This window comes from Sphingomonas sp. S-NIH.Pt15_0812 (assembly GCF_003951315.1).
Taxonomy (GTDB): domain Bacteria; phylum Pseudomonadota; class Alphaproteobacteria; order Sphingomonadales; family Sphingomonadaceae; genus Sphingomonas.
The window spans coordinates 24,479-51,012 of the sequence record NZ_QLJH01000010.1; the positions used below are offsets into that span (position 1 = coordinate 24,479).

The following is a 26,534-nucleotide window of genomic DNA, read 5'->3' on the forward strand; positions in this document are numbered from 1 at the left end:
GCGACCCTGGCAATTCGTTCGAAATGTTCCGTCACTGGACCCCGGCCTCCGCCGGGGTGGAGGATGCGGGACGTCGAACGTCGAGGGCTGCACAGGTCTGGCGGCGGCCGGGATGATGCGGCGGGTATCACACCCGTCTCCCGCGACCGGAGGACGATCCATGCACGACAGGCGATCGCCGGTAGCAGCCTCGAATGCCCCACATCCCCGCATCGCCCCTATGGTATCCTATATGGTAACCATATCTTCGTACCTGATCGTCTAGCGCCTCCCCGGTTCAATCCGGGGATTCGATCAGGTGGCGCACGAACGGCAGATTTTTCACGACCCCAGCGGCCGTCGCCGTCGTTGGACGATGCTGGTCGCGGGGATGGCGGCGGCGCTGACACTGGCCGTCGCGGTGGCGCTGACCCTGTCGCTGACCCGCACCCCGCCGCTGGCCCCCCTCCGCTTCGCCGGGGACGGCGGCGCACCGGTCGGGTTGACGGCCCCCGTCACCCATGCACCCGTTCACGCCGCCTGGCTGCCGGCCGAGCCAGCCACCGTCACCGCCCGCGCGCCCGAAGTCGTCGGCTTCTACATGGGCTGGGACATGGCCTCGCGCGCCTCGCTGGAGGCGCATATCGGCTCGCTCGACTGGGTGGTGCCGGGCCTCGCCAACGTCACCGGCCCGAACCACCGCTTCACCTACGAATCGGACGCGCATCTGACCGACGTGCTGGCGCGCGCGAGCGACCGGCCCGGCGTGCTGCCGATGGTGCAGAATGCGATGGAGTCGGGCGAGTGGGACGGGCGGGGCACCGCCGCGCTGCTCGCCGACCCGGCCGCGCGCACGGCGCTGCTCGGCTCGGTCGAACGGATGATTCGGGCCGAGCGCGGAGGCGGCGTGGTGTTCGACCTGGAGAATTTGCCCGAAACCGCGCAGGCCGATTATCGGACCTTCCTGGGCGAGGCGCGCCGCCGCTTCGCGCCCAAGGGCTGGCTGGTGACGCTGGCGGTGCCGGTCGCCGATCCCACCTGGGACCTGGCCGCCTATGCCAAGGTCGCGGACCGCATGTTCATCATGGCCTATGACCAGCACTGGCCGGGCGGCGAGCCGGGACCGATCGCCGCGCAGCCCTGGTTCGCGCAGACCGTCGCGGCGGCGGTGCGCGCGATGGGGCCGGACAAGGCGATCGTGGCGCTGGGCAGTTACGCCTATGACTGGCCCCGCTCCGGGCCGGGCGCGACCTCCGCCGCGGTCCTGACCGCGGCCGAGGCCTGGGCCCGCGCCCGCGCCGCCGGCGTCATGCCGCATTTCGACCCGGCCAGCGGCAACAGCAGCTTCGCCTACCGTGCGCAGGGCGTCGACCACCATGTGTGGATGCTCGACGCCGCCAGCGCCGCCAACGAGATGAAGGCGGTGGCCCGCACCGGCGCGACCGGCATCGCGCTGTGGCGGCTGGGCAGCGAGGACCCCGGCTTCTGGACCGCGCTGACCCGCCCGGCCGGGCTGGCCGCCGTCACCGTGCCGCCGGACGCCGCAGTCGAATCGCGGGGACTGGGCGAGATCCTGCGCCTCGACCGCCCCGCCAGCAACGGCGCGCGCACCGTGGTCGCGGATGGCGAAGGGCTGATCCGCGCCGCTACCTGGACCAGCCTGCCGAGCCCCGCCATCGTCCGCCATGTCGGCGCCGAGCGGCGGATGGTCGCGCTGACCTTCGACGACGGGCCCGATCCGCGCTGGACGCCGCGCATCCTCGACAGCCTGCGCCACCTGCACGCGCCCGCCACCTTCTTCGTCACCGGCACCAATGCGCTGGGCGAGCCGGACCTGCTCCGCCGCATCGTCGCGGAGGGGCATGAGCTGGGTAATCACAGCACCACCCATCCCGACCTGACCGGCCTGCCGGTCGCGGCGATGCGGCTGGAGCTGCTCGCCACGCAGCGGCTGGTCGAGGCCTATACCGGCCGCTCGCTGCGCCTGTTCCGCGCGCCCTATCTGGGCGACGCCGATCCCGACACCGCCGCCGAAGTCGCACCGATCCAGACGGCGGCGGAGCTGGGCTATGTCTCGGTCGGCCTGCATGTCGACCCGCTCGACTGGAGCCTGCCGGATGCCGACCAGATCGTCCGCCGCACCATCGACCAGGTCGCGGCGGGCAGCGCGGCGCGGCCGGCGCAGATCGTGCTGCTCCACGATTCGGGCGGCAATCGCGAGGCGACGATCCGTGCGCTGCCGGGGATCGTCCAGGGCCTGCGCGCGCGCGGTTACGAGATCGTGCCCGTCTCCCGCCTCGCGCATCTCCGCTCGCACGACGTGATGCCGCCGGTCGCGGGCGGGCAGGGCGCGCTGGCGCTGGTCAATCGCGGCCTGTTCCAGGGGCTGGCGGGGATGCGCAGCGGCTTCGGTCTGCTGTTCGCGCTCGCCATCGGCCTGGGCATGGCGCGCTCGATCGGGCTGACCGCGCTGGCGCTCGCCCGCCGGCCCGCCGTGCCGGACGCGCGACCGCATCTGGTGCCGCGCTTCGTCTCGGTGCTGATCCCCGCCTTCAACGAGGCCCGGGTGATCGAGGCGTCGGTGCGCCGCATCCTGGCGACCGAGGATATCCGTGTCGAGGTGCTCGTGATCGACGACGGTTCGACCGACGGCACTTCCGCCGTGATCGACCGCGCCTTCGCGCTCGATCCGCGCGTGCGGCTGCTGACGCTGGAGAATGGCGGCAAGGCGCGCGCGCTGAACGAGGGGCTGAAGCTGGCCAAGGGCGCGATCGTCATCGCGCTCGACGCCGATACGCAGTTCGAGCCGCAGACGATCGCGCGGCTGGCGCGCTGGTTCGCCGATCCGGCGATCGGCGCGGTCGCCGGCAATGCCAAGATCGGCAATGCCGTGAACCTCATCACGCGCTGGCAGGCGGTGGAATATGTCACCGCGCAGAATCTGGAGCGGCGCGCGCTCGACCGGCTGGGCGCGATCACCGTGGTGCCGGGCGCGGTCGGCGCATGGCGGCGCACCGCGCTCGATTCGGTCGGCGGCTATCCCGAGGATACGCTGGCCGAGGACCAGGACCTGACGATCAGCGTCCAGCGCGCCGGCTGGCGCGTCGCCTGCGACATCGATGCGATCGCCTGGACCGAGGCGCCGGAGACGGCGCGCGCGCTCTACCGCCAGCGGCATCGCTGGGCCTATGGCACGCTCCAGGCGCTGTGGAAGCATCGCGGCCTGTTCCGCGAGCATCATGCGCGCGGGCTGGCGCGGGTGGGCCTGCCCCAGGCCTGGGCCTTTCAGATCGGCTTCACGCTGCTCGCGCCGCTGATCGACCTGGCGCTGATCGCCAGCATCGCCGGCACCGCCTTCCGCGTCGTCAATCACGGCTGGGCGGAGGCGGGCGGCGACGTGCAGTGGATGGCGCTGTTCTGGGCGCTGTTCACGGCGGTCGACCTGGCCTGTGGCTGGGTCGCCTTCCGCCTCGATCCGCGAGAGGCGCGCTTCCCGGCGCTCCGCCTGCTGGCGCAGCGCTTCGGCTATCGCCAGCTCATGTACTGGGTGGTGGTGCGGGCCTGTCTCGCCGCGATCACCGGCCCGCGCGTCACCTGGGGCAAGCTGGAACGCTCCGGCCGGGTGACCGCGCCGGCGCTGGCGGAAGCGGCGACCAGCTTCGCGGTCCCGATGGCCACAAAGGAAACCGCGCCGGTCCGCCACCTGCCCGAGGCGGCGTGAGGGGGCGCCGCTAGCGCTCGGCGCGCGCCTCCAGCCCGTCGAGCCAGCGGGTGATCGCGCCGCGGCCATGCTGCCCCACCGCGCCCAGCGCGATGCCGAGCACCCCCAGCGCCGGCAGGCCGCCGCCCGCCAGCGACCAGCTCACCGCCATCACCAGCGCGATCGTGGCCAGGCTGATCGCGGTGAGCATCGTCCGCCAGCTGGCCGCGTCGAGCGGAATGACGCGCGGGGCCTTTTCGTCGAACAGCGACAGGGTGCGCAGCGTCGTTCCGGGCATGGGCGCGCCATCGCCCCCGGCAAGCGACCGCGGAAACGGGGCAAGCGGCCGGGTCTTCAACAATGGCAGGCCGCGTGACCGCGTCTTGGCGGCCGTGGACGTACGGGCGCGCATATCGGCGTCGGTCTTGCGCGCCACCAAGGCCGGCGGCGCGGCGGCGGGGTCGCGCCAGGTGTCCACCACCTCCAGCCGCCGGCCGCGCTCGATCACGCGGTAGCGGGGCGGTGGCGGGGTCCGCATTACCGCGCCATCCGCTCGCGCAGGTCGAGCAGCGCCAGCGCCGCCTTGGCCGCCTCGCCGCCCTTGTCCTTCTCGGTCGGGCGGGCGCGGGTCAGCGCCTGCGCCTCGTTCTCGACGGTCAGGATGCCGTTGCCGATCGCCAGCCCGTCGATGGTCAGCGCCATGATGCCGCGCGCGCTCTCGCCCGCGACGATCTCGAAATGATAGGTCTCGCCCCGGATCACGACGCCGAGCGCGACATAGGCGTCGAACCGCTCGCTCTGGTCGGCCAGCGCGATCGCGGCGGGCACCTCCAGCGCGCCGGGCACGGTCAGCGTCTCGTGCGTGTGGCCGGCGGCCTCGATCGCGGCGCGCGCACCGTCGATCAGCAGGTCGTTGAGATGGTCGTAGAAGCGCGCCTCGACGATCAGCAGATGGGCCATGGGATCAGTCCTCGATTCGACGCTCGCCGACGATCGACAGGCCGTAGCCGTCGAGCCCGACCAGCGTGTGGTGGGTGTTGGTGAGCAGCACCATGTCGTGCACGCCCAGTTCGGCCAGGATCATCGCGCCGACGCCATAGTCGCGCAGTTCCTCCATCGGCACCTCGATATCCTCGCCGGCCTGGCGGCGGACGGCGGTGGTGAAGGCGTCGGCGCGCTGGCGGTTGATCAGGACGATCACGCCCGCGCCCTCCTCCGCGATCGCCTCCATCGAGCGTTGCAGCAGCCGGCCGCGCGCACTGTCCTCGCCGAACACGTCGGCGAAGGGCGACAGCGCGTGCATCCGCACCAGCACCGGCTGGGTCGGATCGATCCGCCCCTTGACCAAGGCGACCTGCTCGGTGCCCGTCGCGGTGTTGCGATAGGCGCGCACGCTCCATTCGCCGCCCCAGCGGCTCTGGAAGGTCGATTCCGCCTCCAGCCGCACCAGATGGTCGTAGCGGCGGCGATAGGCGATCAGGTCGCGGATCGTGCCGATCTTCAGGCCGTGCAGCTGCGCGAACGACACCAGGTCGTCCATCCGCGCCATGGTGCCGTCCTCGTTCATGATCTCGCAGATCACGCCCGAGGGGTTGAGCCCGGCCAGGCGCGACACGTCGACCGCCGCCTCGGTATGGCCGGCGCGGACCAGCACGCCGCCGTCGCGCGCGACCAGCGGGAAGACATGGCCGGGGGTGACGATGTCGTCGCGGCCCTTGGTCGAATCGATCGCGGCGGCGATGGTGCAGGCGCGGTCGGCGGCGGAGATTCCGGTCGTCACCCCCTCGCGCGCCTCGATCGAGACGGTGAAGGCGGTTTCGTGGCGGGTGCCGTTGTTGCGGCTCATCAGGTCGAGCCCCAGCTCCGCGACCCGCTCCCGCGTCATCGCCAGGCAGATCAGCCCGCGCCCGTGCCGCGCCATGAAGTTGATCTTCTCCGGCGTCGCCATCTGCGCGGGGATGACCAGGTCGCCTTCATTCTCGCGATCCTCGTCGTCGACCAGGATGAACATCCGGCCGTTGCGTGCCTCGTCGATGATCTCCTCGGGACTGGACAGGAAGCCACGGCGCAGCGGCGCCAGTTCAGCCAGGTCAGCGGGCACGATATTGCTCCATGCGTTGCAGGTAACGGGCGAGCACGTCGATCTCGATATTGACGCGCGCGCCCGGCGTCAGCGTGCCGATCGTGGTCACCGCCTGGGTATGGGGGATGACGTTGATGCCGAAGACGGTGCCGTCGGCCCCATCCTCCATGTCGTCGGTCACGCTGTTGACGGTCAGCGACACGCCGTCGATCGTCACCGATCCCTTGGTCGCCAGATAGGGGCCGATGGCGGCGGGGACGCGGATCGCGATCCGCTTCGAATCGCCCTCGCGCGTAACCTCGATGACGTGGCCGACGCCGTCGACATGACCGGTGACGATATGGCCGCCCAGCTCGTCGCCCAGCTTCAGCGCGCGCTCCAGGTTGAGCGGGTGGCCGGCCTGCCACTGGTCGGCGGTCTTGGCCAGAGTCTCGGCGGAGACGTCGACCGCGAACCAGCCGCCCTCGGCATCGCGGCCCTTGTCGACCACGGTCAGGCAGACGCCGGAACAGGCGATCGATGCGCCCAGGTCGATGGTGGCGGGATCATAGGCGGTGCCGATCACGACGCGCGTGTCGCCGCGCGACTCGACGCTGCGGATGGTGCCTAGATCGCTGACGATACCGGTGAACATGGATCGCGCTCGTAGACCTCCAGCCGGTCGCTGCCAAGCGCGCGCGCATCGACCAGTCGCCAGCGGCCATGCGCCGCCGCCAGCGCCGTCAGGCCGATGTCGCCGAGCGCCGGCACGCCGCCGCCGATCAGGATCGGCGCTCGGTAGAGCAGCAGCCGGTCGACCAGGTCGGCGCGCAGGAACGCGGCGGCGGTGCGCGCGCCGCCCTCGACCAGCAGATGATCGCCGGGCAGCGTCGCGATCGCCCGGGGCGTGTCGATCGCCGTCCACCCTTGCGGCGCGGAGCCGGTGGTCGACAGCAGCACGCGCGCGGGGCTGCGCGCCTCCAGGCCGGGCAGCCGCACGTCGAGCGTCGGCGCGTCGGTCGCGAAGGTGCCGCGCCCGACCAGGATCGCCTCGTGCCGCGCGCGTTCGAGATGGGCGTGGGCGCGCGATTCGGGGCCGGTGATCCAGCGGCTCTCGCCATCCGCCCGGGCGATGCACCCGTCGAGCGAGGTGGCGAGCTTGAGCGTCACGGCCGGCCGGCCCTGCGCGCGGCGGGTCAGGAACCCGGCCATGGCGCGCCGCGCCGCCGCCGCGCCCGGTCCGACCGTCACGGCGATGCCGGCCTCGCGCAGCCGCGCGAACCCCTGGCCGGCGGTGCGCGGATCGGGGTCCTCGATCGCCGCGACGATGCGCGCGACGCCGCTGGCGGCCAGCAGGTCGCTGCACGCCGGCCCGCGCGTCGAACGATGCGCACAGGGTTCCAGCGTCACATAGGCGGTCGCCCCCCGCGCCCGCTCACCGGCCTGGGCCAGCGCCATCGCCTCGGCATGGGGACGGCCGCCGGGCTGCGTCCAGCCGCGCCCGACCATGCGCCCCTGGGCGACCAGCACGCAGCCGACATTGGGATTGGGTGCGGTCGCCCCCCGTGTCCGTTCGGACAGGGACAGCGCCACGCCCATCCAGCGCGCATCGTCGTCGCGCGCCATCGCGGATATCAGAGGCCGTATTTGGTCAGCTGGTCGTCCAGCTTCTTGAACGCGGCGCGGTTCTTGGCTTCGCGCTCCTCCTGCGCCTTGATCTGGGCGGCCTTGATCGGCGCGTCGATCGCCTGTTGCGCCTTGATCTGCGCGTCGGTGCGGTCGAGCGTCCATTGCTGGACATAGACGATGTCGCGCTTGTACGCCGGCTCTTCATAGCTGTCGTGCGCGAAGGCATAGACGAAGAACCCCGTCACCAGCATCGCCAGCGCCAGGAACCCCAGTTCATAGGGTTGGCGCGTGGCGAGGAAGAGGCGCAGATCCTTGTAGGCGCGCACCGGCGACATGCGAGAAAAGAAGCCCATGGGCGTAAAATAGGGAAGCGGGGCGGCACATGCCAGCCCCGTTCCCTTCGGCGCGGCCGCGGCCGGCCGGATCATTCCTGCAGCACGAAGGTGACGGTCATCACCCGCCAGGCCTCCTGCGCCACGCCGTCGCGGGTGCCGGGGGCGAAGCGCCAGCGCCGCTTCGCCTGGTCGGTGGTGGCGCGCAGGAAGGCATCGCTGGTGGCGGAGACCGGCTCGACCTGCTTGACCCGGCCGTCGGTGCCGATCAGCACCCGCACCGTCACCTTGCCCGACCGGCCCATCCGCTGTTCGCCGGCGGGATAGAGCGGCTGGAAGTCGCCGGCATAGCGCGGGTCGATACCCGGCGCGACGATCACCGGCGCGGGCGGGGTGGGGGTGGCGCGCGGCTCCACCCCCGTGCCGGTGCCGCCCAGCACGCCGCCGTCGGCGGGCAGGGCGGGGACCAGCGATTCGGGCATCGTGGCCTGTCCCGCCGCCGCCGGATGCTCGACGATCGGGCGCGGCGCGTCGATCGGCGGGGTCGGGCGCGGCTCGACCCGCGCCTTCGTTTCGGGCGGCGGTGCCGGTTCGGGCGGCAGGGGTTGCAGCTCTATGGCTTCGCCGATCAGCGGGGGAGCCGGCGGCTTGTCGGTGACATAGGGCGCCACCAGCATCAGCGCGGCGACGACGCCGCCATTGATCCCGATCGCAGCGGCCAGACCACCCGGATTGAACCGGGACGAGCCGGTATAACGAGGCGCGTACATGCTCTCCGTCTCCTGTCGTGTCACAAAGAAACGCAATTCGGCCAAGCTGCGAATCGGATGTTACATCATAACGAGAGTGGCGCAAGTCTGTTGCGTGGCTGGAATGGAGGCGAAAAGCTTGAGCGAAATCAAGCGGTCACGCCGAGCATGGCGCAGTCACCCAAAGCCCGGGGCGGCCGCCGGGATCTACCGCGAGAACCAGTGGCGCTGGACGAAATAGATCGTCACCCCCGCCGCGATCGCCGCGCAGGCCCCCATGATCGCGTCGAACGCCCAGGGTTCCTGCGCATAGGGCAGATGCGCGACGTTCATGCCGTACAGCCCGGTGATGAAGGTGAGCGGCAGGAAGATCATCGCCACGATCGAGATGACCAGCGAACGGCTGTCGATCTGCTCGGCGCGCAGGTCGGACAGCGTCTCGTGCATCAGCGCGGAGCGTTCGCGGATCGATTCCAGCTCCTCCGCCATGCGCGCGGCGCGATCGGCGGCGGCGGCGAGGTGGAGCCGGTCGTCGTCGCCCAGCCAGTCGCCGGGCAGCGCCGCCAGCTTCTCCAGCGCCGCGCGCTGCGGCTGGAGGAAGCGGCGATAGGCGATGGCGGCGATCCGCACCCGGCTGACCGTGCGGCGCAGCTCGAAGATGCGGGAGGCGTCCAAATGCTCCTCGCAATCGTCCAGCCGGTCGCCCAGCGTCGCGACATCGGGGTCGAGATCCTCGGTGATCGCGGTGGCGAAGGCAGTGATCAGGTCGCCGGGATCGCGCACCGCGTCCGCCTCCACCTTGGCCTGGACCAGGGCGACCGCGATCATCGGCTTGCGCGTGACCGAGAAGACGCGCCCCTTCACCGCCCAGATGCGGACCGAGGCGAGTAGGTCGCTATTGTGCAGTTCCTCGCGCGAGCGACCGCGCAGGTTGAGGAACGCGCCATGGCCCAATGCCTCGCAGCGCGGCCGCGTCTCGGTCGCGGTCAGCGCATCGACCAGATAGGGATCGAGCCCGCCCGTCTCGCGCAGCCAGTCGGCGGTCGAGTCGTCGATGCCGGCGAGATGCACCCAGACCAGGCCGCCGCCGTCCTGCATCGCCTCGGTCAGCGCGATCTTCCGCGCCTTGCCGTCCGTGATCCGATAGGCGCAGGGGTTCATGATCCGGCAGCCGGCGCGATCAGGGTGACGACCAGCCCGGCCGCCTCGGCCGGTGGCGTGGCGCTGCGCCCGGCATCGGCGCGGGCACGGGCGAGGATTGCGGGCGGGGCGTCCGGTCCCGCCACCAGCCAGTCGGCATCGGCCAGCCAGCGCGCCTCGCGCAGGGTCAGGTCGTCGGGGTCGGCGGAGCGCAGCCGGATCGTGCGACGGCGCGCGATCGCGGCCGCGCCGATCGTCGCGGCGATACCGTCCAGATCGCCCTCCGGCAGCGCCAGCGGATCGAGCGCGCCGCCTGGGGCGAGCGCGCCGCTGATCGCGCGCCGCCGATCGGCCATGTCGGGAAAGCGCCGGCGCAGCGCCCCGCGCGCCGCGTTCAGCGCCTGCGCCAGCGCGCCGAGCCGGGCGGGGAGCAGCATCTCCAGCCGCTGGCGCAGCGCCGCCGCCAGTCCGGCGGAGACGCCGCCGGTGCCGATCGCGACGATCACCGGATCGCGGTCGACGATCGCGGGCAGGGTGAAGTCGCATTGCGCCGGCCGGTCGACCGCGTTGACCAGCACGCCGCGCGCCTTGAGCCGGGCGATGGCGGCGAGCGCCTCCGCCTCGTCCTCGATCGCGACGATGGCCAGCGCGGCATCCGCCGCCTCGCCGACCGGCACCGCGCCGGCGCGGGCGAGCAGCCGGCCCTTGGCGGCGGCGGGTTCGCCTTCGCCGAGCAGGATGACCGGGCGACCGTCCAGCCGGACGAACAGCGGCAGGCTGTGGAGCGTCATGCGGCTTGACGGCGCGCGAAGACGCGCAGACGCGACGATATCTTGGCACGCGGCGGCGCGGGGGACGCGGAGAGGCTGGGTGCGCGCCGGTTGATACCGGCGCGAGTCCGCGCATCCGTCACCATCCCGGCGGCGGCCGGGGTGGTGCGTTGACGAGGGCGGTCGGGCGTCCCTCGCACGGCGGCGGCGGTCTCCGCGGAACTGGTAGGGGAGGCGGCCGCCCGCACCGGCTTCAGCCCGCCAGCCAGTCCGGCACGCGCTCGGCGGCGATCAGCGCTTCGGCCGCGACGCGGTCGGCGACCACGGCGAAGCGGTCGCCGTCTACCAGCACCTCGGGCACCAGCGGGCGGCTGTTATAGGTGGAGGCCATGGTCGCGCCGTAAGCTCCGGCGGTGCGGAACACCGCCAGGTCGCCCGATTCGACCCGGTCGACCTCGCGTCCCATCGCGAAGGTGTCGCCCGTCTCGCATACCGGTCCGGCGATATTGGCGGTGAAATGATCGCCGCGCGGGGTCACCGCCTGGAAGTCGTGCCAGGCATCGTAGAGCGCGACCCGCGCCAGGTCGTTCATCGCCGCGTCGACGATGACATAGGGGTGGAGCACGCCCGGCTTCACCCATACCACCTCGGTCATCAGCACGCCGGCATTGCCCGCGATCACCCGGCCGGGCTCGAACATCAGCTCGACATCCCAGTCGGCGGTGACGCGCGCGACCATCGCGCCGTAATCGGCCGGGCTCGGCGGCACGTCGGCCGCCTTGTAGGGGACGCCCAGGCCGCCACCCAGATCGACATGGGTGATGCGGTGGCCCGCGCCGCGCAGCTCGGCGACCAGCGCGCCGATCCGCGTATAGGCGGCCTCCAGCGGGCTGAGGTCGAGCAGCTGGCTGCCGATATGCGTGGCGATGCCGCGCAGGTCGAGCCCGTCGAGCGGGGCCAGCCGGTCGAACATGGCCGGGGCCTGGTCGATCGGCACGCCGAACTTGTTCTCCTTGCGGCCCGTGGAGATCTTGGCATGGGTGCGCGCATCGACGTCCGGATTGACGCGCAGCGTCGCCGGCGCGCGCAGGCCGCGTTCGGCCGCCAGCGCGGCGAGCACCACGCCCTCCTCCTCCAGCTCCAGGTTGAACTGGCCGATCCCGGCATCGAGCGCGGCGGCGAGCTCCGCCCGCGTCTTGCCGACGCCGGAGAAGACGATGTCCTTCGCCGGGATCCCGGCCGCCAGCGCGCGCTTCATCTCGCCGACCGAGACGACGTCCGCGCCATATCCCTCGTTCGCCAGCACGCGCAGCACGGCGAGGTTGGGATTGGCCTTGATCGCATAGGCGATATGCTTTCGCGGCACGCCCGCCAGCCCGTCCTTGAAGACGCGGGCATGGCGGCGCAGCGTGCCGGCCGAATAGACATAGACGGGGGTGCCGACCGCTTCGGCGATGGCGGGCAGGGGAACGTCCTCGACGTGGAGGACGCCGTCACGATAGGCGAAATGATCCATGGTGTTCAGCCCGACGGGGGGAGATCGAACTCGTCCGAGCGACGCTCGTCCGAACGGCGGAGCAGCTCGTCGCTGCGTTGCGGGCGCTCCTGGCTGGTGGGGGTCAGCAGCGCCTGCGGGGTGGGCGTCGCCGCCGCGCCCAGCGGCGCGACCGGCAGATTCGCGCCCGGCGCCGGTTTCAATCCCGCCGCCGATCCGCAGCCGGCCAGCAGCAGCGGCACCAGAAGGATGGCGGGACGCCGGGTCATGCGGTCTCTCCTCCCCGCGCGGCGGCGATCGCGGCGCGGACATTGGCGGGCGCGGTGCCGCCGAAGCTGGTCCGGCTGGCGACCGAGGCATCGACCGACAGCACGTCATAGACGCGCGCGTCGATCCGCGCGTCGATCGCCTGCAACTGCGCCAGCGACAATTCGTGCAGGCCCAGCCCGGCCTCCTCGGCGGCGGCGACGGCGCGGCCGGTGACGTGATGCGCCTCGCGGAAGGGCAGACCCCCCTCGCGGACCAGCCAGTCGGCCAGGTCGGTCGCGGTGCTGAACCCGGCCTCCGCCACCTGGCGCATCCGCTGGGTGCGGAAGCTGGCCGATTCGACCATGCCGGTCATCGCCGCGATCGACAGGCCGAGCAGGTCGTGCGCCTCGAAGGTCGGCGGCTTGTCGTCCTGCATGTCCTTGGAATAGGCGAGCGGCAGGCCCTTCATCGTCATCATCAGCGAGACGAGCGCGCCGGTGATCCGGCCGCTATGGCCGCGCACCAGCTCGGCGGCATCCGGGTTGCGCTTCTGCGGCATGATCGAGCTGCCGGTCGACCACTGATCGGACAGCGCGACGAAGCCGAAGGGCTGCGACGCCCAGAGCACGAACTCCTCCGCCAGCCGCGACAGGTGCAGCGCGCATTGCGCCGCCGCCGTCAGGTAATCGAGCGCGAAGTCGCGGTCGCTGACCGAATCGAGCGAATTGCGCGTCGGCCCGTCGAAGCCCAGCGCGGCGGCGGTCGCATGCCGGTCGATCGGGAAGCCGGTGCCGGCCAGCGCGGCGGACCCCAGCGGGCACAGGTTCATCCGCGCCCGCGCGTCGCGGAAGCGCGACACGTCGCGCGCGATCATCTCGTGATAGGCCATCAGGTGATGGCCGAGCGTCACCGGCTGCGCCGACTGCAGATGGGTGAAGCCGGGCATGACGCTGTCGGCATGCTCCTCGGCGCGGGCGAGCAGCGCGGCCTGGAAGCCGGCGAGCGCCTCCAGCACCTCGTCGATCGAATCGCGCACCCACAGCCGGAAATCGGTCGCGACCTGGTCGTTGCGCGAGCGGGCGGTGTGGAGCCGGCCGGCGGCGGGGCCGATCGCCTCCGCCAGCCGCGCCTCGGTCAGCATGTGGATGTCTTCGAGCGACAGGTCCTCGGGCACGCCGTCCGCCTCGTAGCCGGCGGCGACCCGCGCCAGTCCGGCCGAAATGGCGGCGGCATCGTCGGCGGCGATGATGCCCTGTTCGCCCAGCATCGCGACATGCGCCTGCGATCCGCGAACATCCTGTTGCCACAAGCGCTTGTCGAACGGCAGCGAGGCGTTAATCTCGCGCATCACGGCCGAGGGCCCGGCGGCGAAACGGCCGCCCCACATGGAATTGGAGGATGTCATGCGCTGGTTGTTCGTCCCGGTCCTGCTGACGGCCGTCCTGGCCGGTTGCGGCGATAGGACTTCGCAGGGCGCGGAGCAAGGCGCTGGCAATGCCGCCGCTCCCGCCGCGTCCCCCGATGAGGTCGCGTCGCCCGACGAGGCCGCCCCCGCCGGCGCATCCGCGCCCAAGGCCGGCGCGATCGACCGCAGCCATGCCGGCCAGCCCGCGCCGACCCTCGGCTTCGTCGACCCGACCGGCAAGGCGGTGACGCTCGCCGACTATCGCGGCAAGCCGGTGCTGCTCAACCTGTGGGCGACCTGGTGCGGGCCGTGCGTGAAGGAGCTGCCGACGCTCGACGCGCTGGCGACGCGCGAGGCGGGCAAGCTGACGGTGATCCCGCTCAGCCAGGACATGGACCCGGCCAAGGTCGCGCCCTTCTTCGCGGCGAAGAACTTCCGCGCCCTGAAGGCGTTCACCGATCCCAAGATGGCCTGGGTGCCGGGCGTCGCCGCCAACCTGCCGACCAGCATCCTGTTCGATTCGCGGGGCCGCGAGGTGTTGCGGACGGTCGGCGACCTCGACTGGTCCGGCCCGGTCGCAGCCCAGGCGATCGCCGAGGCGCGGTAGCCGGGGGCGGGGGGCCCCTTTTGGGGAGCCGCAACGGCATCGTGGGGGAATGGGAGCGATCCCCGCGGGGGCGGGGGCCATGGCCTGGGCAGCGTCTATCCCAATCTGGTCCAGATCGAATCGACGCTCCGCCAGATCGAGGCGAATCCCGAGATCGTCCTCCCGCGCGATAATCGTCGGTTGGTCGAAGGCGCGCTCCATCCCGAGGCGCTGGCCGGCGTGGCGCGGGAAGGCGGCGCCGCCTGGATCAATCACGCGGCGGAGCGCGCGGGCGGGACCCTGGCGGAGGGGCAGGCGGCGACGCGGATCGCGCTCGACCTGTCGCAGCGCTTCACGACCCTGGTGTTCGGCGAGGCGGGCGAGGCGGCGGCGACGCGGCTGGGCGCGCGCGACCTGCTGCTCGACCTCGAGACACCGCTTGCCGGGCCGTTCGGGAGGGCGATCACCCGCATCGCCCTGCCCGCCTGGATGGTCGGTCGAGTCGCCCCGGGCGAGGCGCCCGTCAGGCTGGACGATCATCGCTTCCAACTGGGCGAGCGGCGCTATGTCTATGATCAATGGGGGCTTCGGCAGAAGGGCTGACGGTCGCCTCCCGGCTGCGGGATGTTTGCGCTTGAACGGGTCGCCAAGCGCTGCCATCGGGCGCGCGTCGGCCGGCTGGTCCGGCCCGACATCAGCGCAGGACGAACATGTCTCGATCCAACCCCTCATCCGGCGAGGGCGACAGTAGGCGCTGCGGCGTCCGCTGTCCCGATCGCCACCGCAGGTCTGAAGCGGCCGCTTTGTGACAGCCTGAGGCTGGATCGGGCGGTGTCACCGGGCCTGGGGCTTTCCCATCCGATGGAGCCGTCATGACCCGTTTCCCGCTTGGCGCGACCGTGCGCGCCCTTTGCCCCGCCTGCCTGGCCGGCACGGCGATCCCCGCCACCGCGCAGATCGCCGCCCCCCCGCCGGTGGCGCAGGACTGGGCGATCCATGGCCAGGCCACGCTGGTGGTGCAGGGCGTCGGCGGCTTCGACAGCCCCTATGCCGGCGCGAACAGCCTGACGCCGCATCAGCTGCGCGAGACGATCGACGCCACCGCCTTTATCGGCGCCCGCCCCTGGTCGGGCGCGGAGCTATGGATCAATCCGGAGATCGACCAGGGCTTCGGCCTGTCCAACACGCTGGGCGTCGCCGGATTTCCGAGTGCCGAGGCCTATAAGGTCGGGCGCAGCGCCCCCTATCTGCGCTGGCAGCGCGCCTTTCTGCGCCAGACCATCGGCCTGGGCGGTCCGCGCGAGACGGCGGCCGCCGCCGCCAACCAGCTCGCCGGCCAGCGCGACGCGGACCGGATCGTGGTGACGGCGGGCAAGTTCGGCGTCGGCGACGTGTTCGACACCAATGCCTATGCCCATGATCCGCGCGGTGACTTCCTCAACTGGTCGGCGGTGGATACGGGCAGCTTCGACTATGCGGCCGATGCCTGGGGCTATGCGACCGGCGTCGCGGTGGAGGGCTATCGCGGGGCATGGACGCTGCGCGGCGGGCTGTTCAACCTGTCCACCGTTCCCAATGGCGAGACGCTGGAACGCGGCTTCGGCCAATATCAGCTCGATGCCGAGCTGGAGCATCGCCATGCGGTGGCCGGGCGGCCGGGGGCGGTGCGGCTGACCGTCTTCCGCAATCGCGGGCGGTTCAGCCGCTTCGACGACGCGCTGGCCTATGCGCTGACCCATGGGAAAGCGGTCGACCCGGCGGCGACGCGACGGCGGATGACGCGGCTCGGCGTCCATATGAACCTGGAGCAGTCGCTGACCGATACGCTCGGCCTGTTCGCGCGCGCCGGCCTCGCCGATGGCGCGATCGAGCCCTATGACTTCACCGATATCGACCGGACGGCGCAGCTCGGCCTGTCGCTGGCGGGCGGGGGCTGGCGCCGGCCAGCCGACCGGCTGGGGCTGGTCGGGATCGTCAACGGCATCTCAACCGCGCATCGCCGCTATCTGGATGAAGGCGGCCTGGGCGTGCTGGTCGGCGACGGGCGGCTGCCGCATCCGGGGGCGGAGCGGATCGTCGAGCTCTATTATGCCGCGCAGGTCACCAAAGGCTTCGATCTCAGCCTGGACGGGCAGCATGTCGTGGCCCCCGGCTACAATCGTGATCGCGGGCCGGCCAATATTATCGCCCTTCGCCTACACGACAATTTCTAGAATGCTCGGACAGGGTAATGAAGTCGTTAACAATTTTACAAACCAACCAAGTTGTTAACCACTAAGAATCCCGTAACGGATCATTAACCTAGATCGTCTGACCTTGCTCGATCGCGCTATACTCTCGATAGCCAGCGCAGAAGATCGCTGTCACAGGGCGATCGAACAGGGAGCTATGTCATGAAGAATTTCGCACTTGCCGCGCTCTGTGCCGCCGCCGTTGTCGCGCCGGTGCAGCAGGCCGCTGCCGCCACCACGGTGCAGTCGGCGACCGCCGCCAATTTCGACAGCAACAGCCAGTGGCGATCGGACGAACTGGGGGCGATCGCCCTGGCCAAGGGCACCAACGTGATCAGCAGCCTGACCAGCACCGCGACCGTCTGGGACCAGGGTTGGGGTGGACAGACCGATGACAACGGTCTGCGCCTCGCGTTGGTCGTGGGGACCTCGCGCGTTTGGCAAGCCACCGTCGCCGGCGCCCGCCATGGTGCCCAGACGATTGCTTTCACCGCCGACGTCGACCAGCTCGCCAGCCTGAACAGCGCGCTGGCGGCGATCGACTGGTCGACGGCATCGAACGTCCGCATGGGCATGTTCGCCAATGCCTATGGCTGGGGTGGCTGGGAACTGCACAGCCGCAATGCCAGCTTCTCGGTCGCCTCGGCCGCCGCCGCGGTGCCGGAGCCGGCGACCTGGGCGCTGATGGCGGTCGGCTTCGGCCTGCTCGGCGCGACGATGCGCCGTCGCAAGACGGTGGTGCGCTACGCCGCCTGATCCTTCGAGCAAGGACAGGACAGGGGGCGCGCGCGGCGATGGTCGCGAGCGCCCCTTCGCTTATTTGGGCAGCGGTGCGGAGGCCTTGGCGTCGAAGGTCGCCGACCGGACGGGAACGCCGGTGCCCGGCTGGCCCGATCCGACGCTGACCGTGTAGCGGCCGGCCATCACCTGGCGCACGCCCTCCGGCGTCACCCCGCTCAGGTCGCGCGGCGACAGGTCGAAGCGGACCTCCGCCGCCTGCCCCGGCTGGAGCGCCAGCCGGCGGAAGCCGCGCAGCGCGATGCGCGGCGCACCGGGCGCGTCGGGGAAGCCGAGATAGAGCTGCGCCACCTCGTCGCCCGCGCGGCCGCCGACATTCCTCACCTGGGTGACGACCCGCAGGCCCGCCGCGGCGCCGCCCGCCGCCGGGGTCACCCGCAAGGGGCCATAGGCGAAGCGCGTATAGCTGAGGCCGTGGCCGAACGGGTAGACCGGCGTGCCGGTGAAATAGCGATAGGTGCGCCCGGCCATGCGATAATCGTCGAAGGGCGGCAGGTCGGCGACGCTGCGATAGAAGGTCAGCGGCAGCCGCCCGGCCGGGTTGCTCCGCCCGGTCAGCACATCGGCGACCGCCTGTCCGCCCGACTGGCCGGGATACCAGGCTTCCAGGATCGCGGCGCCGCGCGCCTTGGCCTGGGACAGGTCGATGGCGCTGCCGTTCATCGCCACCACCACCACCGGCTTGCCGGTCGCATAGGCGGCGTCGAGCATCGCGCGCTGGTCGGCGGGCAGGTCGAGCGCGGTGCGGTCGCCGCCGGCAAAGCCCTCGACCTTCACCGGCATCTCCTCGCCCTCCAGGTCGGCGGTCAGGCCGACCACGGCGACGACCACATCCGCCCGTTTCGCCGCCGTGGCCATGTCCTGCATCGCGGTGGCGGCAATGCGCTTCCAGAACACGCCGGGCTGGCCGCTATTGCCCGCCTCCGTCTGGAGACGCAGGGGATAGCGCCGACCCTTGACCAGTTGCACCTCGGTCAGCTTCAGCGGCTCGGCCCAGCGGCTATATTCGGTGGCGGCGACGGGATTGCCGCCGGCGATGTCGATCTGCCCCTTCACCCCGGTCAGCGCCAGCCGATAGGTGCCGGTTTCCGGCGCGACCAAGGCGCCGGTCCAGACCAGCTTGTGCCGCTCGCCGACCTCTTTCAACTGGCTGGCGGCGGAGCGCAGGCCGGCTTCGGTCCGGGTCACCACCGGCCGGTCGGGATAGGCGGGGGTGCCGGTAGCCGCGGTCGCGTTGTAATAGTCGGCGCGCAGGCCCGGCTGGCCGTCCGGCGTGACGAAGGCGCTGTCGGGCACCGGGTCGCCATCGGTGATCGAGGCGGTGAACGGCACCTGCGTCACCCGGTCCGCGCCCATCGCCCGGACCAGCCCGTCGCGGACCGAGACCGGCGGCGCGCTCTGGGTCGAGGAATAATTGCCGCGCAGCACGCGCGTCGCATCCGCCAGCGGCCCGACCAGCGCGATCCGCGCGCCGGGCTTCAGGGGCAGCACGCCGTCGTTCTTGAGCAGCACCAGGCTTTCGGTCGCCATCTTCAGCGCCAGCGCGCGGTGCGCAGGCGAGTCGATCGCCGAGGCGGGGACCGGATCGGCGGGGCGTATCCCGGCCAGGTCGCCGGTGCGATAGCGCGCGGAGAACAGCCGGACGAGCGCGCGGTCCATATCGGCCTCGCCGATCAGCCCGCGCCGCAGCGCCTCGCGATAGCGGTCGCCCAGGCCCGGCGTGCGCGACAGGGTGGCGTTGTTGCACTCATTGTCGACGCCCGCCTTCAGCGCCACCGCCACGCCCGATGCGGGGTCGGGCGCATAATGGTGATGGTCGGAGATATCGACCACCGCGTCGCAGTCCGACACGACATAGCCGCGAAAGCCCCAGGCCCCGCGCAGGTGATCGGTCAGCAGCATCGTGCTGCCACAGGCGGGCTGGCCGTCGACGCGATTATAGGCGCACATCACCGACCCGGCCTGACCCTCGACGATCGCGGCGCGGAAGGCGGGGAGGTAGGTGTCCTCCAGATCGTGGGGCGAGACCTGGATGTCGACCGTGTGGCGGGTCGGCTCCGGCCCGCTATGCACGGCGAAATGCTTCGGGGTGGCGATCACCTGCGGCCGGGAGGCATCCGGCCCCTGTACGCCGCGCACATAGGCGACGCCCATCGTCGCGGTCAGATAGGGGTCCTCGCCATAGGTTTCCTGGCCGCGCCCCCAGCGCGGGTCGCGGAAGATGTTGATGTTGGGCGACCAGGTGTTCAGCGCGCTGCCCATCGTGCCGATATGGCCGGTGGCGCGGCCCATCGTGTGGAGCGCGCGCACTTCGGTCCCGATCGCGCCCGCCACCTCGTGGAGCAGCGGCGCATCGAAGCTGGCGGCCAGGCCGATCGGCTCGGGGAAATTGGTGGTCGGCACCGGGCCCAGCGCGCCGTGCAGCGACTCGGTCCACCAATTATAGGCCGGGATGTTCAGGCGCGGGATCGCGGGCGCGGCGTTGAGCAACTGGTCGATCTTCTCCGCGACCGTCAGCTTCGCGACCAGCGCCGTGGCGGCGCGGTCGGCGGCGGCGACCGTGGCATCCGGTGCGGGGCCCTGCGCCATCACCGGCGCGCCCGCCAGCAGCATCGCCGCCAGCACCCATCCGCGCCCGGTCCGAATCTCGTTGCGCATGATCGCCGTTCCTCTCTGTATTCTACGTGATTGTCCGGCGCCGCGGCAGGATCAGGGCAGCGCGATCTCGAAGGGGCCGAGCGGCAGCGCGGCGTCGTCGAACACATTGACGACCGGGCTGTCCGCCCAGGCATAGCGGATGCGCGTCACCGGCTTGCCGTCGCCCGCCAGCGTGACCGCCGTGCCGTCCGCCACCGCGTTGGCATAGCGGCAGCTGCCGGGCGCCGCGCCGCACAGTTCGAAGCCGATCGCCTGGCCCGAGGAGCGCATGTGCAGCGCCCCCGTCACGCCGTCGACGCGCAGCCGTACGCCGCCATCGGCGGTCCGCGCCGCCGCGCCGATCGCGGGGCCCATCGAATCGGGCGCGCGATAGGCGAGCGACCGCATCACCCGCGCCAGTCGCTGCCCGACCTCATGCTTCTCGCCTGGATGGATGTCGATCGGGTCGCCCAGGTCGATCGCCACCGCGACGCCGGCATGGCCGTCACGCGCCGCCATCCGCCGCTGGTCCTCGCGCACCGTCGCCCAGCCGCTGTCGCCGGGGCGGGTGGCGGGCTTGCCGTAATCGGCGAGCTGCACGATCGCGAGCGGCAGGTCGGCGCGGCCGAACTGCGTCCGCCATGCCGCCATCATCGCGGTCAGCCGCGCCTCATAGCCGGGCAGGCCGGTGTCCGACTCGCCCTGGTACCAGGCGACGCCGGCCAGTCCGATCGGCCCCAGCGGCGCGATCATGCCGTTGTAGAGCGTGCCCGCGCCGTTGATATCGTCCCAGGGCACGCGCGGCGCATCGCCCTCGACCTTGCGCGCCACCGCATAGCGCCAGCCGCTGCCGAGCGGGATGCGCGTTCCGTCCGCCAGGGTCAGCGCCATCGCCTCGACCGGGCCGGTCATGCCGCCCAGCGCATAGACATCGTCGTCATTGACGGTGACGACATTGCGTCCCGCCTTCAGCGTCCCGGCGGGCAGGGCGTAGATGCGCGGCTGCGACGCCAGGCTGCTGCCGCCGACGCCGACGCCGTTGACCCAGGTGCGATCCGCATCGTCGACCGCGCCGATCGCCAGCGTGGCGACCCCGCGCGCCTGTTCGGGGGTCAGCATGATCTCGCGGCCGTACCAGATCATGCCGTTATAGTCGGCGAGTTCGGGGACGCCCCATTTCTCGAAATTGCCGATCGCCGGCACCGGCTTCCAGTCGAGCGCGGCGTCCGGCTGCCAGGGTTCGCGGCCCGGCGCGTCGCCGCTCTTCTGTCGCCACCAATTCTCCCAGACGGTCGAGGCGCGCGCCTGCGCGGCGGCGGGATCGCGGGCGTGGAGCGCGAGCAGGTCGGCCTCCGCCGCCATGCCGGCGCGCCGCAGCCCCTCGCCGTCCAGCCACGCGCTGATCCGCGACCCGCCCCAGCTCGACGCGATCGCGCCGATCGGCACGTCCTGGCTGCGGCGCAGCGCCTGCACCATGTAGAAACAGGCGGCGGAGAAGGCGCGCGCCGTCTCCGGCCCCGCGACCTTCCATTGCGGGCTCTGCGCGAAGCGGGTGAGCGGCGTGTCGCTGGCGACCTTGTCGATCGTCACCAGCCGCAACTTGTCGTCGATCGGCGGCCGGGCGTCGGCGATCCATTGCTGCGCGGCGTCGACCGGCATCTCCATGTTGCTCTGTCCCGAGCAGAGGAAGACGTCGCCGACCAGCAGGTCGCGGATCAGGCCGGCCCCGCTCGGCGCGGCGATGGTCAGGTCATAGGGGCCGCCGGCGGGCAGGGCGGGGAGGCGCGCCTCGAACCGGCCGTCGCGATCGGCCTTTGCGGTGACGCTGCGCCCGGCCAGCCCGATCATCACCGTCTCGCCCGGCGCGGCCGTGCCACGCAGCCGGATCGGCTGGTCGCGTTGCAGCACGGCATGGTCGCCGATCGCCCCGTCCAGCCGCGGCGCGGCGATGGCGGGCGCGGCGGCGAACAGCGCGGCGGTGGCGAGCAGGGCGGCGCAGTGGCGGGTCATAGGGTCGGCATCCCGTGCTGGTGGATCTTGCGGATCAGGTCGCGGTGGCGCGGCAGGCCGGCGAGCATCCGCTCGGTCTGGCTGCGATTCTCGCGCCAGGCGCGGCTGGCCTGCACCGCCTCGGCGTCCAGGCTGCCCGGCGTCACCGCGCTACGATGGCCCATGCCGTAGAGGACATATTGATAGCTGGCCGCCGGGAACACCTCGTCGGCGCGATCGAATTCGTCGTGCATCCAGGGGGCGTTCCAGCGCCACAGCTCCATCAGACCCTGCAACCGGTCGGGGATCGTCTCCGGGCGGACATTGTCGCGCCAGAAGTCGGTGTCGCGCCGCTGGGTCAGCGCATAATGGAGCTTGAGGAAATCGATGATCCGGCCCCAACGGTAATGCGTCGTCGCGTTGAAGCGGGCGGCGATGGTGTCCATCACCTCGCGGCACGCCGGCATCTGTTCGGCGATCAGCTTGGCGGACAGTTCGATCAGCACGATGGCCGAGGCTTCCAGCGGCTCCAGGAACCCCGCCGCCAGCCCGACCGCGACGCAATTGCCCTTCCAGAAGGTCTCGCGATGCCCGGCGCGGATCTTGAGCGTGCGCATCGGCAGGTCGCGCGCGCCCTCGCCCAGATAGGCGCGGAGTTCGCGTTCAGCTTCGTCCACGCCGATATGGCTGCTGGAGAAGACATGGCCGACGCCGCGCCGGGTCGGCAGGCCGATGTCCCAGATCCAGCCCGCCGATTGCGCGGTGGACTTGGTGTGCGAGGCGATGGGGGCGTCCTCATCCTCGTACGGCATCTGGATGGCGAGCGCGGTGTCGCAGAACAGGGTGTCGGCGCAGCTGCGGAACGGCACGCCCATCGCCTCGCCGATCAGCCTGGCGGCGAAGCCGGTGCAGTCGACGAACAGGTCGCCGGCGATCTCCCCCGCCTGTTCGGTGCGCACCGCGGCTATGTCGCCGCCCTCGGTCATCCGCACTTCGCGCACATCGGCCAGCACATGGCGCACGCCGAGATTTTCGGTGCAATGGCGTTGCAGGAAGGCGGAAAACTTCCCCGCATCGAGGTGATAGGCGTAGTTGGCCGGCCCCTCATATTCGGGCGTGGCGATCGTCTTGGGCGCCAGCCCCGCGTCGCAGATCTTGCCTTGCGGCGTCACGCTGTCGCAAAAATTGGCGGCATCCGGATCGGCCAGCCAGTGCTGCGCCAGGTTGAGCTGGCCGAAGCCCTGCGGCAGCATCAGCGGGTGGTAATAGGCATCGTCCGCCGCGCCCGTCGTCCAGCCGGCGAACAATGCCCCCTGCTTGAACGCGGCATCGCACTGGCGGAAGAATTCCGTCTCCGACACGCCCATGCGGCGCAGCGTGGTGCGCAGCGTCGGCCAGGTGCCCTCGCCGACGCCGATGATCGGCACATTGGGCGATTCGACCAGGGTGACGGTGAAGCCATGGGCCATGCGGCCCTTGTGCCGCGCGGCGATGGTCCCGGCGGTCAGCCAGCCGGCGGTCCCGCCGCCGACGATGACGATGTGGTTGATCGGTTGCACGACACCAAGCCCATGAAAAAAACGCGGGGATGTCAACCGTTAGGGTCGACATCCCCGCCAGGGGGAGAGGGTCAGAAGCGGTAGCGTGCGCCCAGCGTGAAGCGGCGACCATAGTCGAACACGTCGAGCAGTTGGTTGGAATAGCGGCCGTGGGTGCTCTGCTTGTTCTTGTTGAGGTTGAGCGCCTCGCCGAACACGCTGAAGTTCTTCGTCACGTCGAAGCTGCTGGTCAGGTCGACCTGGAAGCTCTGGTTGACGAAGGTCGGCTCCGCACCGAACGAGCCGGTATTCTGGTTCTGCCCGAACGCCTGCAGATACTCGTCGCGCCAATTGAGCGCGGCGCGGATCTGGAAGCCGCTCTTGTCGTAGAAGCCGACAAAGTTCGCCGAATTGGCGAGGCCGGTGACCGCGAAGCCGGTCTGGCTGATATCCTTGTCGTCATAGGGGCGGTTGGTGTCGACGAAGGTGGCATTGGCCTGGAAGCCGAAGCCGGTGTCGCCGAACACCTGCTGCCACGCCAGCTCGACGCCGCGCACCGTCGCGTCCGGCCCGTTGACCTGCTGCGACACCGCGAAGGAGGCGAGCGTGCCGGTGGTCGGGTCGACCACGCCGTTGATCGTCTGGCGGGTCACGCCGCCGACGATGAAGTTGCTGACGTTTTTCAGGAAGAAATTGACCGCCAGGTAGGAGTTGCGGCGGTAATACCATTCCGCGCCCAGGTCGAAATTGTCGGCCAGGTACGGCTTGAGATTGGCGTTGCCGCTGGAGGCGTTGAGCGCGCCGATCCGCTGGCCGCTGCCGACGTTGAGCGCCGGATTGAGCAGGTTGAGCGTCGGCCGGGTCAGCGTGCGCGACGCGTCGATGCGCAGGATCAGATTGTCGGTCAGCTCCAGCTTCGCATCCATGCTGGGCAGCAGGTAGGAATAGGAATTGCGGATCGTCTGGGGCTGGACGGCGGTATAGCCGCCGTCGGTCGGTACGCTGAGCAGCGTTCGATCGGCTGTGCTGGTCACCAGCAGGATCGGCAGGCGGCTTTGACCGGTCGAGACGAGATTGGTCGTCTCGTTGCGGATGCCGGCGTTGATCGTCAGCGGCAGGCCGCCGACCTCGGTCTTGAAATTGGCGCTGGCATAGAGCGACCAGGTCCGCTCGCGCACGCGCAGGATGCTGCCCGGATCGACCTGCTCGTCGAACGTGCCGGTGAAGCCGTTGACGTTGCCATAGTTGAAGCCCGGCACCTGCGTCGCCGAGGGATTGCCCTGGCTGGTCAGGAAGTTCTGGTACGCGATCGGATCGAACACGAAGACCGAGGGCGGCAGGCTGCCGTTGAAGCCGGGGATGAAGTTGTCGAGGCTGATCGAGCCCTGGTAAAGGCCGGCCGGCAGCGGCGAGATGCCCGACGTGCCGCCCGACGGCGCGCCGTAACCGGCATAGGCCTGCCAGAAATTGTTGACGAAGGTGCTCTGGTTGCGGAAGTTGAACGTGTCCTGGTAATATTGGCCGCCGGCCTTCAGGGTCAGGTCGTCCTGCTTCCAGGTGGCGTTGCCGCGGAACTGGACCAGCTCGTCGGTATTGTGCTGCGTCTGGTTGACGGTCACGTGCGAGCCGATCAGCGACTGGTCCGCCCAGCGCGAACCATCACCTGCGGGACCGAAATTGCTGATCGACGGGAACGCCTTGTTGCTGGCGCCGTCCACGGTGAAGCGCAGGACGTTGCCGAGGCGGTTGCCGTAACCGATGTCGCCATTGGCGCTGCCGATCACGTCGCCGGGGTTCAGCCAGCTCTTGGCATAGGCGACATCGCCTTCCAGCGTCAGGTTCTCGGTCGCGTCATATTTGACGTTGAGGCCGGTCTGGTTGGTCTGGAGGATCTGCTTGTTGAGCGCGGCGGTGAAGTCGGTCGGCGTGTTCGCCTGGGTGAAGTCGGTCGCCGTGCCGTTGGCGTCGAGCGTGACGTTGCGCAGGTCGCCCTGGTTGAACCAGACGCCGAACGCGTAATTGTTCTGCGTGATGTTCTGACGCGAGAAGTTGTTGTCGATCGTCAGCATCAGGTCGTCGGACGGATGATATTGCAGCGAGACGCGCGCATCGACGCGCTCGTCCTTCACCCGCTGCTGCTCGGCGCCGTACTGCTGCGGGAACCAGCCGGGCAGGTTCTGGCGGTTGGCGGGATTGGCATAGGCGGCCGATTGCGTGTTGGTGGTCGGCGTGCAGGTGCCGCTGCTGCCCGCCAGCTGGCAGGGCGCGTAGTTGCCGCCCGGCCAACCGGACACATAGACGCGGTTGGTGTCGGTATCGCGGCGCGTATAGATCACGTCCGCCAGCACGCCGAAGGTTTCGTCGGCGTTGGTGCTGCTGATCAGCAGGCCCCCGGTCGGCACGACGCGGCCGGCGCGGTCCTGCACCGAGGCCGAGGCGGTCGCGGCGGCGCGGAAGCCGGGATGGTCGAACGGATTGGGGAAGGCGATGTTGACCGTCGCGCCGATCGAGCTGGACGCCAGCGACACGTCCGGCGTCTTCAGCACGGACAGCTGCCCGATGAAATCGACGCCGACGGTGCTGAAGTCGATCTGGCGGTTGCCGGTGCCGGTGGCGATGCGCCGGCCGTCATAGAGGGTGGTGTTGAAGTCGCCGCCGAAGCCGCGCACCGTGATGCCGGTCGGCTCGCCGCGCGAACCCGACCGCTGGATCGACACGCCGGGCAGGCGCTGGAGCGAGGCGGCGACGTTCGAATCGGGGAACTTGCCGATATCCTCGGCGGAGATCACGTCGACCACGCCGGAGGATTCGCGCTTCAGGTCGAGATTGCGCTGGAGCGAACCGCGCAGGCCGACGACGACGATGTCGGGATCGCCCGCCTCGACCGAATTGCCCTGCGACACGTCCTGTGCGGTGGCGGCGTCCTGCGGGCTGCCGGCCTGCGCGGCGCTGGTCTCGTTGGCGGTGACGGGCACCGCCGGCTGCGGCGCGGCCGTGCCCGGCGCGACATTGTTCTGGAGGTCGGTCTGGGTTTGCGCCTGAGCCGGCATCGCGAGCGCGACCGCCAGCAGGCTGCTGGCCCCGGTCATCAGCCATGCGGCCCGTTTGCCGCCGCGCATCGTGGTCCTGTGGAATGAAGTCGCCATCACCCTCTCCCTACCTTGGTCATGCCCCGCCCGGTCTTGCACCGGTACGAGAGCGGTATCATCAGAGCGTTTTCGTTGACCCAAATCCCATTCGGCTAC

At 70.7% G+C, this 26,534-nt stretch carries 21 protein-coding genes; 5 read left to right on the forward strand and 16 right to left on the reverse strand.

Features of this window, described 5'->3' with window-relative positions:
* Positions 1-298: 298 nt before the first annotated feature.
* Positions 299-3,700 carry a glycosyltransferase gene (locus tag BRX43_RS08555; RefSeq protein WP_241214859.1) on the forward strand — a complete coding sequence of 1,134 codons (3,402 nt, stop codon included), beginning with the start codon at positions 299-301 and terminating at the stop codon, positions 3,698-3,700.
* 10 nt (positions 3,701-3,710) lie between these two features.
* Here BRX43_RS08555 and BRX43_RS08560 read toward each other — a convergent pair whose 3' ends face one another.
* The 12 genes from BRX43_RS08560 to argH form a co-directional block, all read right to left on the reverse strand.
* Positions 3,711-4,217 (reverse strand): hypothetical protein, encoded by a 507-nt coding sequence (locus tag BRX43_RS08560; RefSeq protein WP_125994435.1) that lies wholly within the window; start codon positions 4,215-4,217, stop codon positions 3,711-3,713.
* Positions 4,217-4,639, reverse strand: a complete 423-nt coding sequence (gene ribH, locus BRX43_RS08565) for a 6,7-dimethyl-8-ribityllumazine synthase (protein WP_125994436.1) — start codon at positions 4,637-4,639, stop codon at positions 4,217-4,219. Before ribH ends, BRX43_RS08560 begins: the two co-directional genes overlap by 1 nt.
* Positions 4,640-4,643: 4 nt before the next feature.
* Positions 4,644-5,780, reverse strand: a complete 1,137-nt coding sequence (gene ribB, locus BRX43_RS08570; RefSeq protein WP_164523568.1) for a 3,4-dihydroxy-2-butanone-4-phosphate synthase — start codon at positions 5,778-5,780, stop codon at positions 4,644-4,646.
* Entirely contained in the window at positions 5,770-6,396 is a 627-nt protein-coding gene (locus BRX43_RS08575; protein WP_125994437.1) for a riboflavin synthase, read from the reverse strand. Before BRX43_RS08575 ends, ribB begins: the two co-directional genes overlap by 11 nt.
* The gene (gene ribD, locus BRX43_RS08580) at positions 6,369-7,367 is read right to left on the reverse strand and encodes a bifunctional diaminohydroxyphosphoribosylaminopyrimidine deaminase/5-amino-6-(5-phosphoribosylamino)uracil reductase RibD (protein WP_241214860.1); all 999 of its coding nucleotides are present in this window, start codon (positions 7,365-7,367) and stop codon (positions 6,369-6,371) included. The genes BRX43_RS08575 and ribD overlap by 28 nt, the downstream gene beginning before the upstream one ends.
* 8 nt (positions 7,368-7,375) lie before the next feature.
* Positions 7,376-7,723, reverse strand: coding sequence for a hypothetical protein (locus BRX43_RS08585; RefSeq protein WP_125994438.1), 348 nt, complete (start codon positions 7,721-7,723; stop codon positions 7,376-7,378).
* A 71-nt stretch (positions 7,724-7,794) separates the two neighbouring features.
* Positions 7,795-8,472, reverse strand: a complete 678-nt coding sequence (locus BRX43_RS08590) for an energy transducer TonB (protein ID WP_125994439.1) — start codon at positions 8,470-8,472, stop codon at positions 7,795-7,797.
* A 186-nt stretch (positions 8,473-8,658) separates the two neighbouring features.
* Complete coding sequence (locus BRX43_RS08595; protein ID WP_125994440.1) at positions 8,659-9,612, reverse strand: zinc transporter ZntB; 954 nt, start codon at positions 9,610-9,612, stop codon at positions 8,659-8,661.
* Complete coding sequence (locus BRX43_RS08600) at positions 9,609-10,382, reverse strand: NAD(P)-dependent oxidoreductase (RefSeq protein ID WP_125994441.1); 774 nt, start codon at positions 10,380-10,382, stop codon at positions 9,609-9,611. The genes BRX43_RS08595 and BRX43_RS08600 overlap by 4 nt, the downstream gene beginning before the upstream one ends.
* 232 nt (positions 10,383-10,614) lie before the next feature.
* Entirely contained in the window at positions 10,615-11,877 is a 1,263-nt protein-coding gene (gene lysA, locus BRX43_RS08605) for a diaminopimelate decarboxylase (protein WP_125994442.1), read from the reverse strand.
* 5 nt (positions 11,878-11,882) lie between these two features.
* Positions 11,883-12,125 (reverse strand): hypothetical protein, encoded by a 243-nt coding sequence (locus tag BRX43_RS08610; protein WP_125994443.1) that lies wholly within the window; start codon positions 12,123-12,125, stop codon positions 11,883-11,885.
* Positions 12,122-13,492, reverse strand: a complete 1,371-nt coding sequence (argH, locus tag BRX43_RS08615) for an argininosuccinate lyase (protein WP_125994524.1) — start codon at positions 13,490-13,492, stop codon at positions 12,122-12,124. Before argH ends, BRX43_RS08610 begins: the two co-directional genes overlap by 4 nt.
* A gap of 16 nt (positions 13,493-13,508) precedes the next feature.
* Between argH and BRX43_RS08620 the strand changes: the two genes are divergently transcribed.
* The 4 genes from BRX43_RS08620 (at position 13,509) to BRX43_RS20830 (ending at position 17,083) form a co-directional block, all read left to right on the forward strand.
* The gene (locus BRX43_RS08620; protein ID WP_241214861.1) at positions 13,509-14,117 is read left to right on the forward strand and encodes a TlpA disulfide reductase family protein; all 609 of its coding nucleotides are present in this window, start codon (positions 13,509-13,511) and stop codon (positions 14,115-14,117) included.
* A gap of 180 nt (positions 14,118-14,297) precedes the next feature.
* Positions 14,298-14,699 (forward strand): hypothetical protein, encoded by a 402-nt coding sequence (locus tag BRX43_RS08625; protein WP_125994445.1) that lies wholly within the window; start codon positions 14,298-14,300, stop codon positions 14,697-14,699.
* Positions 14,700-14,968: 269 nt separating this feature from the next.
* Positions 14,969-16,309 carry a carbohydrate porin gene (locus BRX43_RS08630; protein ID WP_125994446.1) on the forward strand — a complete coding sequence of 447 codons (1,341 nt, stop codon included), beginning with the start codon at positions 14,969-14,971 and terminating at the stop codon, positions 16,307-16,309.
* A 180-nt stretch (positions 16,310-16,489) separates the two neighbouring features.
* Positions 16,490-17,083, forward strand: coding sequence for a PEPxxWA-CTERM sorting domain-containing protein (locus BRX43_RS20830; RefSeq protein WP_241214862.1), 594 nt, complete (start codon positions 16,490-16,492; stop codon positions 17,081-17,083).
* A 60-nt stretch (positions 17,084-17,143) separates the two neighbouring features.
* Here BRX43_RS20830 and BRX43_RS08640 read toward each other — a convergent pair whose 3' ends face one another.
* The 4 genes from BRX43_RS08640 to BRX43_RS08655 form a co-directional block, all read right to left on the reverse strand.
* Entirely contained in the window at positions 17,144-19,714 is a 2,571-nt protein-coding gene (locus BRX43_RS08640; protein WP_241214870.1) for a glycoside hydrolase family 3 C-terminal domain-containing protein, read from the reverse strand.
* A gap of 120 nt (positions 19,715-19,834) precedes the next feature.
* Entirely contained in the window at positions 19,835-21,772 is a 1,938-nt protein-coding gene (locus BRX43_RS08645; RefSeq protein WP_125994448.1) for a sialate O-acetylesterase, read from the reverse strand.
* Positions 21,769-23,310, reverse strand: coding sequence for a tryptophan halogenase family protein (locus BRX43_RS08650; protein WP_125994449.1), 1,542 nt, complete (start codon positions 23,308-23,310; stop codon positions 21,769-21,771). The genes BRX43_RS08645 and BRX43_RS08650 overlap by 4 nt, the downstream gene beginning before the upstream one ends.
* A gap of 71 nt (positions 23,311-23,381) precedes the next feature.
* Positions 23,382-26,435: a TonB-dependent receptor gene (locus BRX43_RS08655; RefSeq protein ID WP_241214863.1), complete on the reverse strand. Its 3,054-nt coding sequence runs from the start codon at positions 26,433-26,435 to the stop codon at positions 23,382-23,384.
* Between the last annotated feature and the right edge of the window lie 99 nt (positions 26,436-26,534).

What these genes read in the sequence shown, in the direction of transcription:
- BRX43_RS08560 (WP_125994435.1), bottom strand. Translation starts at nt 4,217, where the DNA reads ATGCGGACCCCGCCACCGCCCCGCTACCGCGTGATCGAGCGCGGCCGG.
- ribH (WP_125994436.1), bottom strand. Translation starts at nt 4,639, where the DNA reads ATGGCCCATCTGCTGATCGTCGAGGCGCGCTTCTACGACCATCTCAAC.
- BRX43_RS08575 (WP_125994437.1), bottom strand. Translation starts at nt 6,396, where the DNA reads ATGTTCACCGGTATCGTCAGCGATCTAGGCACCATCCGCAGCGTCGAG.
- ribD (WP_241214860.1), bottom strand. Translation starts at nt 7,367, where the DNA reads ATGGCGCGCGACGACGATGCGCGCTGGATGGGCGTGGCGCTGTCCCTG.
- BRX43_RS08585 (WP_125994438.1), bottom strand. Translation starts at nt 7,723, where the DNA reads ATGGGCTTCTTTTCTCGCATGTCGCCGGTGCGCGCCTACAAGGATCTG.
- BRX43_RS08590 (WP_125994439.1), bottom strand. Translation starts at nt 8,472, where the DNA reads ATGTACGCGCCTCGTTATACCGGCTCGTCCCGGTTCAATCCGGGTGGT.
- BRX43_RS08595 (WP_125994440.1), bottom strand. Translation starts at nt 9,612, where the DNA reads ATGAACCCCTGCGCCTATCGGATCACGGACGGCAAGGCGCGGAAGATC.
- BRX43_RS08600 (WP_125994441.1), bottom strand. Translation starts at nt 10,382, where the DNA reads ATGACGCTCCACAGCCTGCCGCTGTTCGTCCGGCTGGACGGTCGCCCG.
- lysA (WP_125994442.1), bottom strand. Translation starts at nt 11,877, where the DNA reads ATGGATCATTTCGCCTATCGTGACGGCGTCCTCCACGTCGAGGACGTT.
- BRX43_RS08610 (WP_125994443.1), bottom strand. Translation starts at nt 12,125, where the DNA reads ATGACCCGGCGTCCCGCCATCCTTCTGGTGCCGCTGCTGCTGGCCGGC.
- argH (WP_125994524.1), bottom strand. Translation starts at nt 13,492, where the DNA reads ATGTGGGGCGGCCGTTTCGCCGCCGGGCCCTCGGCCGTGATGCGCGAG.
- BRX43_RS08620 (WP_241214861.1), top strand. Translation starts at nt 13,509, where the DNA reads ATGCGCTGGTTGTTCGTCCCGGTCCTGCTGACGGCCGTCCTGGCCGGT.
- BRX43_RS08630 (WP_125994446.1), top strand. Translation starts at nt 14,969, where the DNA reads ATGACCCGTTTCCCGCTTGGCGCGACCGTGCGCGCCCTTTGCCCCGCC.
- BRX43_RS20830 (WP_241214862.1), top strand. Translation starts at nt 16,490, where the DNA reads ATGAAGAATTTCGCACTTGCCGCGCTCTGTGCCGCCGCCGTTGTCGCG.
- BRX43_RS08640 (WP_241214870.1), bottom strand. Translation starts at nt 19,714, where the DNA reads ATGGCGCAGGGCCCCGCACCGGATGCCACGGTCGCCGCCGCCGACCGC.
- BRX43_RS08645 (WP_125994448.1), bottom strand. Translation starts at nt 21,772, where the DNA reads ATGACCCGCCACTGCGCCGCCCTGCTCGCCACCGCCGCGCTGTTCGCC.
- BRX43_RS08655 (WP_241214863.1), bottom strand. Translation starts at nt 26,435, where the DNA reads ATGGCGACTTCATTCCACAGGACCACGATGCGCGGCGGCAAACGGGCC.